Origin of the sequence: Streptomyces sp. NBC_00190, from assembly GCF_036203305.1 — a bacterium.
Classification (GTDB): Bacteria; Actinomycetota; Actinomycetes; order Streptomycetales; family Streptomycetaceae; genus Streptomyces.
Genome location: NZ_CP108131.1, coordinates 4,511,344 through 4,524,593, shown reverse-complemented (window position 1 = coordinate 4,524,593; position 13,250 = coordinate 4,511,344). Strand labels below are relative to the sequence as shown.

Below are 13,250 nucleotides of genomic sequence, written 5' to 3'. Positions count from 1 at the left end.
CCTTACCGATCCATATGCGCCATCGACTAGGCTCCGGCGGGGGTGGTCGGCAGTGTATTCACTGCGCGCGGAACGGGCCGGATTTCCGGAGTACGCCGGGCAGTACCGGCTGGAATCCGTACTGGGTTCCGGCGGCATGGGGGTGGTCCATCTGGCCACCTCCGCATCCGGGCTGCGGCTCGCGGTCAAGGTCGTACACGCTCAGCACGCCGTGGATCCCGAGTTCCGGGCCAGATTCCGGCAGGAGGTCACGGCCGCCCGGCGGGTGAGCGGGGCGTTCACCGCGCCCGTCGTGGACGCGGACCCCGACGCGGAACGGCCGTGGATGGCCACCTTGTTCATCGACGCGCCCACGCTCGCCGAGCAGGTACGGGAGCAGGCGCTGGGCGCCCTGGAACTGGCCAGGCTCGGCGCCGGGCTGGCGGAGGCGCTGCGGGACATCCACCGGGCCGGGGTGGTGCACCGGGATCTGAAGCCCAGCAATGTCCTGATGGCGTCCGACGGGGTACGGGTCATCGACTTCGGGATCTCCCGGCCGGCCGACAGCGATCTGCGGACCGAGACCGGGAAACTGATCGGGACGCCGCCCTTCATGGCTCCCGAGCAGTTCCAGCGGCCGCGGGAGGTCGGGCCCGCCGCCGATGTCTTCGCGATGGGCGCCGTCCTCGTGCACGCGGCGACGGGGCGCGGCCCCTTCGACTCCGACAGCCACTACCTCGTCGCGTACCAGGTGGTGCACAGCGAGCCCGATCTGACCGGGGTGCCGACGGCGCTCGCGCCGGTCATCGCGCAATGCCTCGCCAAGGATCCCGCCGACCGGCCCACTCCCGACGCGCTGCTCCACGAGCTGCGGGCGGCCGCGTACCCGACCGGGGAGGAGACCCGGGCCTTCATACCGCAGCCGCGGCGGCCACTGGTCCCGGAGGCGAAGCCCGCGGTCGAGGAGGACACCCACCGGCGGGTGCGGGTCGAGGAGCCGGCCCGGCCCACGAACCGCCGGCGGCGGTGGCGAGCCGCTGCCGCGCTCGGGACGGGCCTGTTGCTGACGGGTGGGGCGGCCGGCGGGTACCTCCACTTCAAGGAGGATCCGGGGCAGGCCGTACGGACGTCCGCGGCGGAGCCGACGCCACCGGGAAAGCCGCTGAACCCGTGGGCGACGCCCCTGGAGAGCCAGGGGCGCGAGAACCTCGTCGTGTCCTGCTCCACCGCGGTCGGCGCCGTGTACTGCTCGACACCCGGCCTGGCCGCCGCGCGGCTGAATCCGGCGGACGGCGCCGTCACCTGGTCCGTGCGCGCGACGGCACCGGGTGCGGACAGCCAGTCCCCGCTGTCCGCCGGCGGACTCGTCCTGACGGCGGCGCCGGGCGGCCGGACGGTCCAGGCCTTCGACCCGGGAACCGGTACGCAGCGCTGGCAGAAGCCGCTGCCCGGGGGCGGCCGGATCATGCAGGCCGGCGGGGCCGTGATGGTGACGGGCGGGGACGGCAAGGCGACCGCACTCGACGCCGCCACGGGAGCCACCCGGTGGACGAAGCAGATCGGCGGCGTCGGATCGCTCTGGCTCGCCGGCCCGGACGGGCCGGACGGCTGCTTCCTGTACGCGGCCACCCCGGCCGACGACGGCCGCTCGACCCAGGTCTCGGCCGTCGACTGCGCGAGCGGCACGGTGCGGTGGCAGCAGCACACGCCCGGCACGGCGGAACCGGTCGGGGTCTCGCACGGAGCACTGCACCTGCTGCGGACCGACACCGGGTCGCGGACCCGCGGGGTCCTGCGAGTGGATCTGCGGACGCGGTCCGTGAAGGAGGTCGCGCTGCCGGCCAGCCTCTCCCAGGCGCAGGCGGCAGTCGACACCCGGGGCGTGGTCTACGTCTTCGGTGCCTCGGGCGCGCTGGCGGCGGTCGGCCCGGACAAGGAGGAGTGGCGGCTGGAGACCGGCGTGGCCGTCGCCTCACGGCCCGTGGCCGACGGCGGCCGCGTCTACCTGACCGCGGTGGACGGCCGGCTGCTCGCGGTCGACGCCGCCGCCGGCCGTCTCATGGGCCAGACGAAGCCCCGTATGGGCACCGGCCGTTCCTTCACGGCGACGGTGCCCGCGCCGGTGGTCGGCGACGGGCGGGTGTACGGGAGCGCGCCCGACGGGTCGGTGTTCGCCGTGGACGCGGCGAACCCCGCCGGGTGGTGACCCTCCCGGCGGGGTTCGGGGCGTGGGGAGCCTTGGTCCGTCAGGGAAGGCGGCTCACGTCGCGGACCGCGCCCTTGTCGGCGCTGGTGGCCATCGCCGCGTAGGCGCGCAGGGCCGCGGAGACCTTGCGCTCGCGGTTCTTGGGGGCGTAGACGCCGCCCAGGGCCTCGTGCCGGGCCGCCAGGGTGGCGTCGTCGACGAGGAGCTCGATGGAGCGGTTCGGGATGTCGATGCGGATCCGGTCGCCGTCTTCGACGACCGCGATGGTGCCGCCCGAGGCCGCCTCCGGGGAGGCGTGGCCGATGGACAGGCCCGAGGTGCCGCCGGAGAAGCGGCCGTCGGTCACCAGGGCGCAGGCCTTGCCGAGGCCGCGGCCCTTGAGGAAGGAGGTCGGGTAGAGCATCTCCTGCATGCCGGGGCCGCCGCGCGGGCCCTCGTAGCGGATGACGACGACGTCGCCCTCCTTGATCTCCTTGCGGAGGATCTTGTCGACGGCCTCGTCCTGCGATTCACAGACGACCGCCGGGCCCTCGAAGGTCCAGATCGACTCGTCGACGCCGGCCGTCTTCACGACGCAGCCGTCGGCCGCGATGTTGCCCTTCAGCACGGCGAGGCCGCCGTCCTTGGAGTACGCGTGCTGCACGGAGCGGATGCAGCCGCCCTCGGCGTCGAGGTCGAGGCTCTCCCAGCGCTCGGACTGGGAGAAGGCGGTGGCGGAGCGCTTGCAGCCGGGAGCCGCGTGCCACAGCTCCATGGCCACCTCGGACGCCGTGCCGGAGCGGGCGTCCCACTCGGCCAGCCAGTCCTCCAGGTTGGTGGAGTGGACCGAGGTGACGTCCTTGTTCAGGAGTCCGCCGCGGTGCAGCTCGCCCAGGATGGCGGGGATGCCGCCGGCCCGGTGGATGTCCTCCATGTAGTACGTGCCGCCGGGCGCCACGTTCGGGGCGACCTTGGACAGGCAGGGGACGCGGCGCGAGACCTCGTCGATGTCCTTGAGGTCGTAGTCCAGACCCGCCTCCTGCGCGGCGGCCAGGAGGTGGAGGATCGTGTTGGTCGAGCCGCCCATCGCGATGTCGAGCGCCATGGCGTTCTCGAAGGCCTGGCGGGTAGCGATGTTGCGGGGCAGGACCGAGTGGTCGTCCTGCTCGTAGTGGCGCTTGGTGATCTCGACGATCGTGCGGCCGGCGTCCTCGTACAGGGCGCGGCGGGCGGTGTGGGTGGCGAGGACCGAGCCGTTGCCGGGGAGGGCCAGGCCGATGGCCTCGGCGAGGCAGTTCATCGAGTTGGCGGTGAACATGCCGGAACACGAGCCGCAGGTCGGGCAGGCGTTCTCCTCGATGCGCAGGATGTCCTCGTCCGAGACGTTCTCGTTGGAGGCATCGACCATGGCGTCGATCAGGTCGAGCTTGCGGACGGTGCCGTCGACGAGGGTGGCCTGGCCGGCCTCCATCGGGCCGCCGGAGACGAAGACCACCGGGATGTTCAGGCGCATGGCGGCCATCAGCATGCCAGGGGTGATCTTGTCGCAGTTGGAGATGCAGATCAGCGCGTCGGCGCAGTGCGCCTCCACCATGTACTCCACGCTGTCCGCGATCAGGTCGCGGGACGGCAGGGAGTAGAGCATGCCGGCGTGGCCCATCGCGATGCCGTCGTCGACCGCGATCGTGTTGAACTCGCGCGGGATCGCCCCTGCGGCGCGGATGGCGTCGGAGACGATCCGGCCGACCGGGGCCAGGTGGGTGTGGCCAGGCACGAACTCGGTGAAGGAGTTGGCGACCGCGATGATCGGCTTGCCGATGTCCTCGCTCGCTACGCCCGACGCACGCATAAGGGCGCGTGCGCCCGCCATGTTGCGGCCGTGGGTGACGGTGCGGGACCTCAGCTCGGGCATCGGGTTCACTCCCCATGAGTGCGGCCGGCCTTGCGAGCGCGGCCACGACTGTAGATATGAATCAGTTACGAGGCTACGCCCCTCGCCCGCGATACGGACAGCAAGTCCGCATGCCGGGACGGGCGGGTCATTCCTCGGTCAGGTAGCGCTGCAAGGTCGGGGCCACCAGGGCCACGATGTCCTCCGGGTCGGCGGACGCGAGGGGCTCGACCTGGACGACGTAGCGCAGGATCGCGATGCCGACCATGTGGGAGGCGGCGAGCTCGGCGCGGAAGGTCGGGTCGGGGACGTCGAGGTCGGCGGCCACGCGCTCCAGCACGCGGCGCAGGACGAGCCCGCGCAGGACCTTCGCGGCGGCCTCGTGCGTGAGGGCGGAGCGGATCACGGCGAGCAGCGGAACCCGGGTGACCGGGTTCTCCCAGACACCGAGGAAGTAGCGGGCGAGGCGTTCGCCGATGCCGTCGGGGCCCTCGCCGAGGATCGCCGGGACCACCATCGCCGGCTCCATGCTCAGCTCGATGGCGGCGGCGAAGAGGTCCTCCTTGCTGCCGAAGTAGTGGTGCACCAGGGCCGGGTCCACGCCGGCGGCCTTGGCGACGCCGCGTACGGAGGTCTTGTCGTAGCCGCGTGCGGCGAACTCGGAGCGGGCGGCGAGGCGGATGCGCTCCTGGGTGCCGGGGCCCTCGTCGGCCTCGTCCTGGCGGGGGCGGCCGGGGCCGCGGCGGCGCGGCCGCGCGGGCTCCGTCATGTCCGGCGGGCCCGGTCGCGCGCGTCCGAGGCGGGGGCGGGCGCAGGGGCGGTGGCGAGGTGCAGGCGGGTGAAGGCCAGCGCCTCGGCGAGGTCCGCCTCGCGCTCGGCGGAGGACATGGCGCGCCGCGTGTTCACCTCGATGACCACGTGCCCGTCGAACGACGTCCGGGCGAGGCGCTCCAGCAGCTCCGCGCAGGGCTGCGTACCGCGCCCCGGGACCAGGTGCTCGTCCTTCGCCGAACCGTTTCCGTCGGCGAGGTGGACATGGGCCAGCCGCTCGCCCATCCGGTCGATCATCGCGGTCGCGTCCGTGCGGGCGGTCGCGGTGTGCGACAGGTCGACGGTGAAGTGCCGGTAGTCGTCCTTGGTCACGTCCCACTCGGGCGCGTACGCGAGCATCTCGCGGTCGCGGTAGCGCCACGGGTACATGTTCTCGACGGCGAACCGGACGTCGGTCTCGTCCGCCATCCGCCAGATCCCGGTGACGAAGTCACGGGCGTACTGGCGCTGCCAGCGGAACGGCGGATGCACGACGACGGTGGACGCGCCGAGCCGCTCGGCCGCCGCCTGGGCCCGCTGGAGCTTGGTCCAGGGGTCGGTGGACCAGACCCGCTGGGTGATGAGCAGACACGGCGCGTGGACGGCGAGGATCGGGACCTTGTGGTGGTCGGACAGCCGCCGCAGGGCGTCGATGTCCTGGCTGACCGGATCCGTCCAGACCATCACCTCGACGCCGTCGTAACCGAGGCGCGCGGCGATCTCGAAGGCGGTCGCCGTGGACTCCGGATAGACGGAGGCGGTGGAAAGGGCGACTTTCGCGGTCGGGATGCGGACTGGTTCTGCCACGGGGACAGGGTACGGGCCCAACAGCCTCCCGGGGCCTCCCGCCCCTCCTCCCGGGACATCCGCCCCACGCTCCGGGAGCCCCCGCCCGCCCCCGGCCGCTGCTAGCCGTTGTTCGTCGGCAGGTGGTCCAGCCGGCGCAGGATGATGCCCTCGCGCAGCGCCCACGGGCAGATCTCCAGATCGTCGACGCCGAACAGGTCCATCGCCGCCTCCGCGACCAGCGCGCCCGCCAGCAGCTGGTTCGCCCGGCCCTCCGAGACGCCCGGCAGGGCGGAGCGCTGGACCGTCGTCATCGCGGCCAGCCGGGGGACCCACTCCTCCAGGGACTTGCGGGTCAGGTCCCGCTGCACGTAGAGGCCCTCCGCCGAGCGGGCCGCGCCCGCGATGCGGGCCAGCTGCTTGAAGGTCTTCGACGTCGCCACCACGTGGTCCGGGGCGCCGAAGCGGCTGAACTCGCCGACCGTGCGCGCGATCTCGGCCCGTACGTGCCTGCGCAGGGCCTTGACGTCCAACGCGTCCGGCGGGTCGCCCGGCAGCCAGCCCGCCGTCAGGCGGCCCGCGCCCAGCGGCAGGGAGACCGCCGCGTCCGGGTCCTCGTCGATGCCGAACGCGACTTCCAGCGAGCCGCCGCCGATGTCGAGGACCAGCAGCTTCCCGGCCGACCAGCCGAACCAGCGGCGCGCGGCGAGGAACGTCAGCCGCGCCTCGTCGTCACCGCTCAGGACCGGCAGGTCGACACCGGTCTCGGCCTTGACCCGCGCCAGGACCTCTTCCGCGTTCTTGGCCTCGCGTACGGCGCTGGTCGCGAAGGGCAGCAGGTCCTGGCACCCCTTGTCCTCGGCGGCCTGCACCGCGTCGGTGATCACCGACACGAGACTCTCGACGCCTTCCGGGGTGACGGCTCCGTGCTCGTCGAGGAGCTCCGCCAGCCGCATCTCCACCTTGTGCGAGTGCGCAGGCTGGGGGCGCGCACCGGGATGCGCGTCGACCACCAGCAGATGGATCGTATTCGAACCCACGTCCAGGACACCGAGTCTCATAGGGGGAAACGCTACTGCGACGAACGCTCAGGGGTTGCGTAAGGGGCGCTTAGGCTTGGGTTTGTGCCAAATACGAAGAAGGCCAACAAGACCCGGTCGAAGAACGACAAGGGCACCGACAACAACAAGGCCAAGGTCAAGGCCATGGACGGCGGCAAGTCCAAGGCCATGTCCAAGGCCGCGCTCGCGGCCGACGAGAAGGGCCTCGACTTCCCCCGGGCCTGGGTGGAGTTCCCCGATCCGGCCGATGACGAACAGGTCTTCCGCTGCGACCTGACCTGGCTGACCTCCCGCTGGACCTGCATCTTCGGCAGCGGCTGCCAGGGCATCCAGGCGGGCCGCGCGGACGACGGCTGCTGCACGCTCGGCGCGCACTTCTCCGACGAGGACGACGAGAAGCGCGTTGCCGGGCACGTGGCCCGGCTGACCCCCGAGCTGTGGCAGTTCCACGACGTCGGCAGCGAGAGCGGATGGACGCAGCTGGACGACGACGGGGAGAAGCAGACCCGCCGCTGGGACGGCGCGTGCATCTTCCTGAACCGGCCGGGGTTCCCCGCCGGGGCGGGCTGTTCGCTGCACATCCTGGCGCTGAAGAGCGGCCAGGAGCCGCTGGAGACCAAGCCGGACGTCTGCTGGCAGCTGCCGATCCGCCGTACCTACGACTGGATCGACCGGCCCGACGACACCCGCGTGCTCCAGGTGTCGATCGGCGAGTACGACCGCCGCGGCTGGGGTCCGGGCGGCCACGACCTGCACTGGTGGTGCACATCGGCCACTTCGGCGCACGGCGCCGGGGACCCGGTGTACGTGTCGTACCGCGCGGAGCTGACGGAGCTGATGGGCAAGGAGGGGTACGAGGCGCTGGTGAAGCTGTGCGAGGCGCGGCTGGCCTCGCTGCTGCCGATGGCTCCGCACCCGGCCGACCCGTCGTAGGGCTCCCGGAGCCGCCGGGGTTCCTAGGCCGCGGAGGCCGACGGGCCCGGGGAAACCGTTCCTCCTGAGGTCGGCGTCGGCGTCGCCGACTCCGTCGGCGTGGGAGTCGGCGTGGGAGTGGGTGTCGGGGTCGGCGTGGGTGTCGGCGTCGGTGTCGGTGTCGGCGTAGGGGTCGACGTGGGAGTCGGCGTCGGGGTCGACGGCGGCTCCGGCGTCGGGGCCGGGCGCCCGCGGCCCTGGATGGCGATCACCGCGCCGGCGGGATCCACCCCCACCCTGGCGGTCCAGGCGCCCACGGGCTGGGCCTCGGGGTCCACGGCGATCCGCAGGGTGACCGATTCTCCGGGAGCCAGCGTGCCCGCGGCCCTGCTCGCGCGCAGCCAGGGCGCGTCGGACCAGAGCCGCCAGTTCACCGGACCGCCGCCGGAGGCGGTGAGGGTGATCAGTGTGGTGGCGCCGTGGGAGGACGCGTCGACGGTGAGGCGGCCGGGGGCGCCGGGGCGGCCCGGTTCGGGGGTCGCCGGGGGCCCGCTGCTGATCACCTCGACGGAGACGTCGGAGTCGGAGCTGCCCGGGGCGAAGCCGGGGCTGCCCGTGGTGGCGGCGGCGTTCCCGGCGTTCTCGTACGCGGTCAGCGGGCGGCCGCCGACCTGCGGCAGCGGGATCTCGGACTCGCTCGCCGAGATGCGGGTGCCGTCCCCGCCGACGGGCTCGCCGGTGCTGGGCGCGCCGCGGTACGCCGCCCACAGCGCCAGGACCGGCGCCGCGACGACGGTGGCGACCACGGTGGTGGTCACCGCCCGGGAGCGCAGCCGGTCGCGGCGGGCCGCGTGGTCCTTGGGGTCCATCGGGAAGCCGGTGCGGTCGAAGCGCGGGCCGGTCCGGCGGCGGCCCCGGCCGGAGCGGATCATCGCCGCCTGGACGGCGGTGCGGGGGGCGGGGACCAGCGGGAGGGCGGCCGTGTCGACGCCGGAGCCCGGCCAGGGGGCGCCGGCCCCCACGCGTTCGGCGACGCGGCGGCAGCGCGGACAGTCGTCGACGTGGCGTACGAGCTCGGCGCGCAGGGTGGTGGACAGCAGCACCTGTCCGTCGCAGGTGAGCCGGGAGACGCTGGGACAGCCGCCGGTCTCCACGACGGCGAGGGCGGCGCGGGTGCGCTCCACCTCGCAGGCGGCGCCGGACAGGAGCTCGCGGGCGGCGGCCTCCGAGGTGCCGAGGACGGCGGCCAGCTCGGTGACGCCGAGGCGGTGGCGGACCGCGAGCTCCAGCGCCTCGCGCTGCTCGGGCGTGGTGCCCGCGGCTTCCGGCCAGGCGAGCCGGGCCAGCTCGGTGCGGCGATAGGCGCTCACGTCAAGCGCGCGGCGGGCCTCGGGGACCTGGTCGGCCTCGGTGCCGGAGTCGGTTACGGCGGTTCCGGTACCCGGCGCACGGTCGGGATTCATGCGCTCCGGCGCGCGCCGGGCGTAATGCGCTCCCTGCCGCGCGTGCCGCTGCTCGGCCAGCCGGCGCAGGCAGCCCCAGCGGGCGAGCGCGTACAGCCAGGCCCGCCGGTCCCCCTCCCCGGGGCAGCGGCCGGGATACCGCTCGGCCACGGCGAGTACGCAGCCCAGCACGTCAGTGGCCGCGTCGTGGTCGCACAGGACCGACAGGCAGTACGTGAACAGGCCGTCCAGGTAGGGCTCGTGCCGGAACGCGGGGGGCTCCTCCCCGTCGCGGGGCGTGCGCCCGTGCGCCCGGTGTGCGCCGGTGCGCGATGAGGAGCGTGACTGGTCGCTGCTGTTCACCTGGCGACCGTAGGCGGCACGCCGGTGACGTCCCGGAAGCCTTCACCACATTTAGCCCTTACGGGTGAACAGATCGGTGCCCTGCTGACTCCGGTGTTGTCGGCTTGCCGCCGGCGTCCGCAGCGCTATCGGCGTTGCCAGCGTTGTCAGCGTTGTCAGCGGGTGCGGCTACCGTGAGCGCCATGGCTGCCCGCACTGCTCGTTCATCCGCCAAGGACCGGCCGTCCTACCGCTGCTCCGAGTGCGGCTGGACGACGGCGAAATGGCTCGGGCGGTGTCCCGAATGCCAGGCGTGGGGCACCGTCGAGGAAATGGGCACGCCCGCCGTGCGGACCACCGCCGCCGGCCGGGTGTCGACCGCCGCGGTGCCGATCGCGCAGGTCGACAGCCGGACGGCGACCGCGCGCAGCACCGGCGTGGACGAGCTGGACCGCGTACTCGGCGGCGGGCTCGTGCCCGGCGCCGTGGTGCTGCTCGCCGGGGAGCCCGGCGTGGGCAAGTCGACGCTGCTGCTGGACGTCGCCGCGAAGGCCGCCAGCGATGCGCACCGCACCCTGTACGTCACGGGCGAGGAGAGCGCGAGCCAGGTGCGGCTGCGCGCCGACCGGATCAACGCGCTGAACGACCACCTCTACCTGGCCGCCGAAACCGACCTGTCCGCCGTACTGGGACACCTGGACGCGGTGCGGCCCTCCCTGCTGATCCTGGACTCCGTGCAGACCGTCGCCTCCCCGGAGATCGACGGCGCGCCCGGCGGCATGGCTCAGGTGCGCGAGGTCGCCGGGGCGCTGATCCGCGCCTCCAAGGAGCGCGGGATGTCCACGCTCCTCGTCGGCCACGTGACGAAGGACGGGGCGATCGCCGGCCCCCGCCTCCTGGAGCACCTGGTCGACGTGGTGCTGAGCTTCGAGGGCGACCGGCACGCCCGGCTGCGGCTCGTGCGCGGCGTCAAGAACCGGTACGGGGCCACCGACGAGGTGGGCTGCTTCGAACTGCACGACGAGGGGATCACCGGGCTCGCCGACCCGAGCGGGCTGTTCCTGACCCGGCGCGCCGAGGCCGTGCCCGGGACCTGCCTGACCGTGACCCTGGAGGGCAAGCGCCCGCTGGTCGCCGAGGTGCAGGCGCTGACCGTGGACTCGCAGATCCCCTCCCCGCGGCGCACCACGTCGGGCCTGGAGACCTCGCGCGTCTCGATGATGCTGGCGGTGCTGGAGCAGCGCGGGCGGATCACCGCGCTGGGCAAGCGCGACATCTACAGCGCCACCGTGGGCGGGGTGAAGCTGACCGAGCCGGCCGCCGACCTGGCGATCGCGCTCGCGCTGGCCTCCGCCGCCAGCGACGTCCCGCTGCCGAAGAACCTCGTGGCGATCGGGGAGGTCGGCCTCGCGGGTGAGGTGCGGCGGGTGACCGGCGTACAGCGGCGGCTCGCGGAGGCGCACCGGCTCGGCTTCACGCACGCCCTCGTGCCCTCGGATCCGGGCAAGGTGCCCGCCGGGATGAAGGTCGTCGAGGTGGCCGACATGGGCGACGCGCTACGGGTGCTGCCGCGCGGCCGTTCCCGTACTCCGGCCAAGGAGTAGCTGGTCAGAAGGTCCGTACGGGGACCTCGCCGGGCCTACCTGGCCAAGCCACGGCGTGGCCGCAGCGCACGCCGGTAGACTTTGGGCTGGTCCGCCCGGCCGTACGCACGCCTTCGTGCCCGCGGCGCCGGGCGGCGCAACCCGCGACCGGAGGAGTGCAGTGGCAGCCAAGGACGGGGCATCAGCACCCGGGAAGTCCGGCGCGAGCTCCAAGCACGACGCGCTCATGCGCGCCTCGCTGAGCGCGGTCGCACCTGGTCAGCCACTGCGCGACGGCCTTGAGCGGATCGTCCGCGGCAACACCGGCGGCCTCATCGTCCTCGGCATGGACAAGGCCGTCGAGGCGATGTGCACGGGCGGCTTCGTCCTGGACGTGGAGTTCACCGCGACCCGGCTGCGCGAGCTGTGCAAGCTCGACGGCGCGCTCATCCTCGACAAGGACCTCACCAAGATCCTGCGGGCCGGTGTGCAGCTGGTGCCGGACGCATCGATCCCGACGGAGGAGACCGGCACGCGCCACCGCACGGCGGACCGCGTCTCCAAGCAGTGCGGGTTCCCGGTGGTGTCGGTGTCGCAGTCGATGCGGCTGATCGCGCTGTACGTGGACGGGGAGCGCCGGGTCCTGGAGGAGTCCGGGGCGATCCTGTCGCGGGCGAACCAGGCGCTGGCCACGCTGGAGCGGTACAAGCTGCGGCTCGACGAGGTCGCGGGCACGCTGTCGGCGCTGGAGATCGAGGACCTGGTCACGGTCCGCGACGTGACGGCGGTCGCGCAGCGGCTGGAAATGGTCCGCCGGATCGCGACCGAGATCGCCGAGTACGTGGTCGAGCTGGGTACGGACGGCCGGCTGCTGTCGCTGCAGCTGGACGAGCTGACGGTCGGAATCGAGCAGGAGCGGGAGCTGGTCATCCGGGACTACGTGCCGGAGCCGACGGCGAAGCGTTCCCGCACGGTGGAGGAGGCGCTGCCGGCGCTGGACGCGCTGACCCATCCCGAGCTGCTGGAGCTGGCGATCGTGGCGAAGGCGCTGGGGTACACCGGGTCGCCGGAGACCCTGGACTCGGCCGTGTCGCCGCGGGGCTACCGGCTGCTGGCGAAGGTTCCCCGGCTGCCGGGGGCGATCATCGAGCGGCTGGTGGAGCACTTCGGCGGCCTGCAGAAGCTGCTCGCCGCCAGCGTGGACGATCTGCAGATGGTGGACGGCGTGGGCGAGGCCCGTGCCCGCAGCGTCCGCGAGGGCCTCTCGCGGCTCGCGGAGTCCTCGATCCTGGAGCGGTACGTCTAGGCCCCAGGGCCTGGACCCGCGCCCGCAGGGGCTATTCCTTCTTCAGGACGAACGAGGTGCGGGCCACCGGCATGCCGGGCGACTTGACCTCGACCACGTACGTGTCGGGAGCCGCAGCCCCCGCCGGAGGCGTAGCGCACTGGTCGGGTGCGCTGAACTTGCGGTCCCATTCCAGTGACTGCTTCGTCTCGCTCTGCGCGGGAACGCGGTAGAACGCGCTGCCCGCGCCCGTCGGGCAGTCCGCCGAGGACCACACCGCCCTGCCGCTGGTCGCCTGAAGGATGGTCAGGACCGCCTGCTTCGGGCCGAGGTCGAACTTGCAGGTGGTGCCGGCGATGTTGCGGGCGACGAGTTCGAGGCGGGGCTTCTCGTTCGCCTCGTACTCGTTCTTCACGCTCTTGACCTCCCACTGCAGCGCGGCCGGCGCGCACGTGGGCAGGCCGGGGTCCGCCGGGACCGGAGCCGCGCCGCCAGCGGCCGCGCCGCCGGGGCCGGAGGAGCCCCCGCCGGAGGAATCCGTGCCGGAGGAGCCCGCGGCGCCGCCAGGATCGCCGTTCTTGCCCCCGCCCGTGGAGCCCGCGCCCCCGGAGCCCGCACCCGTGCCGCCGCCCGACTCCGTGCGTCCGCCCGGGGCCTGGCTGATCGCCGGACCCGAACCGGCCGGTCCGGGAGTGATCGTGGTGACGGGATCCTTGCCGCCGTGACCCTTTCCGTTCGTACTCGTCTTGCCCCCGCCGGAACTGACGGTCCATACGGCGAGGAGCGCCAGGAGCGCGACAACGGACGCCAGCACAGCCCTCCGTCGCCAGTAGATGGAGGAGGGGAGCGGCCCGACCGGATTGCGCAGAGATCCCACGAACGGAACTTTACGAGAGTCCGGGACCCGATCAGTGCCCCACATGCCGCACAGCGGACTTGTTTTGGCGATGATCATCCTGCGGGTGCAACCGGAG

Annotated in this window: 10 protein-coding genes; 4 read left to right on the top strand and 6 right to left on the bottom strand. The window is 73.2% G+C overall.

Going from position 1 to position 13,250, the window contains the following annotated elements:
• Nucleotides 1–52 precede the first annotated feature (52 nt).
• Nucleotides 53–2,185 (top strand): serine/threonine-protein kinase, encoded by a 2,133-nt coding sequence (locus OG429_RS21815; protein ID WP_328926978.1) that lies wholly within the window; start codon nucleotides 53–55, stop codon nucleotides 2,183–2,185.
• 40 nt (nucleotides 2,186–2,225) lie between these two features.
• Here OG429_RS21815 and ilvD read toward each other — a convergent pair whose 3' ends face one another.
• The 4 genes from ilvD to OG429_RS21795 all read right to left on the bottom strand — a co-directional run bounded on the left by ilvD (nucleotide 2,226) and on the right by OG429_RS21795 (nucleotide 6,712).
• A complete protein-coding gene (gene ilvD / locus OG429_RS21810; protein ID WP_328926977.1) occupies nucleotides 2,226–4,076 on the bottom strand; it encodes a dihydroxy-acid dehydratase in 1,851 nt (616 codons plus the stop codon).
• 127 nt (nucleotides 4,077–4,203) lie between these two features.
• Nucleotides 4,204–4,824 carry a TetR/AcrR family transcriptional regulator gene (locus OG429_RS21805; protein ID WP_328926976.1) on the bottom strand — a complete coding sequence of 207 codons (621 nt, stop codon included), beginning with the start codon at nucleotides 4,822–4,824 and terminating at the stop codon, nucleotides 4,204–4,206.
• Nucleotides 4,821–5,672: a sugar phosphate isomerase/epimerase family protein gene (locus OG429_RS21800; protein WP_328926975.1), complete on the bottom strand. Its 852-nt coding sequence runs from the start codon at nucleotides 5,670–5,672 to the stop codon at nucleotides 4,821–4,823. The genes OG429_RS21805 and OG429_RS21800 overlap by 4 nt, the downstream gene beginning before the upstream one ends.
• Before the next feature lie 101 nt (nucleotides 5,673–5,773).
• Nucleotides 5,774–6,712 (bottom strand): Ppx/GppA phosphatase family protein, encoded by a 939-nt coding sequence (locus OG429_RS21795; RefSeq protein WP_328926974.1) that lies wholly within the window; start codon nucleotides 6,710–6,712, stop codon nucleotides 5,774–5,776.
• 144 nt (nucleotides 6,713–6,856) lie between these two features.
• Here OG429_RS21795 and OG429_RS21790 point away from each other — a divergent pair, with 144 nt between their 5' ends.
• Nucleotides 6,857–7,645, top strand: coding sequence for a hypothetical protein (locus OG429_RS21790; RefSeq protein WP_328930367.1), 789 nt, complete (start codon nucleotides 6,857–6,859; stop codon nucleotides 7,643–7,645).
• Nucleotides 7,646–7,668: 23 nt separating this feature from the next.
• On the opposite strand, the gene OG429_RS21785 is transcribed toward OG429_RS21790, so the two are convergent.
• Nucleotides 7,669–9,429, bottom strand: a complete 1,761-nt coding sequence (locus tag OG429_RS21785; protein WP_328926973.1) for a BACON domain-containing protein — start codon at nucleotides 9,427–9,429, stop codon at nucleotides 7,669–7,671.
• Nucleotides 9,430–9,611: 182 nt separating this feature from the next.
• Between OG429_RS21785 and radA the strand changes: the two genes are divergently transcribed.
• Nucleotides 9,612–11,012 carry a DNA repair protein RadA gene (radA, locus tag OG429_RS21780; RefSeq protein WP_328926972.1) on the top strand — a complete coding sequence of 467 codons (1,401 nt, stop codon included), beginning with the start codon at nucleotides 9,612–9,614 and terminating at the stop codon, nucleotides 11,010–11,012.
• Nucleotides 11,013–11,172: 160 nt separating this feature from the next.
• Entirely contained in the window at nucleotides 11,173–12,297 is a 1,125-nt protein-coding gene (gene disA / locus OG429_RS21775) for a DNA integrity scanning diadenylate cyclase DisA (protein ID WP_328926971.1), read from the top strand.
• 31 nt (nucleotides 12,298–12,328) lie between these two features.
• On the opposite strand, the gene OG429_RS21770 is transcribed toward disA, so the two are convergent.
• Complete coding sequence (locus OG429_RS21770) at nucleotides 12,329–13,153, bottom strand: hypothetical protein (protein WP_328926970.1); 825 nt, start codon at nucleotides 13,151–13,153, stop codon at nucleotides 12,329–12,331.
• Nucleotides 13,154–13,250 lie beyond the last annotated feature (97 nt).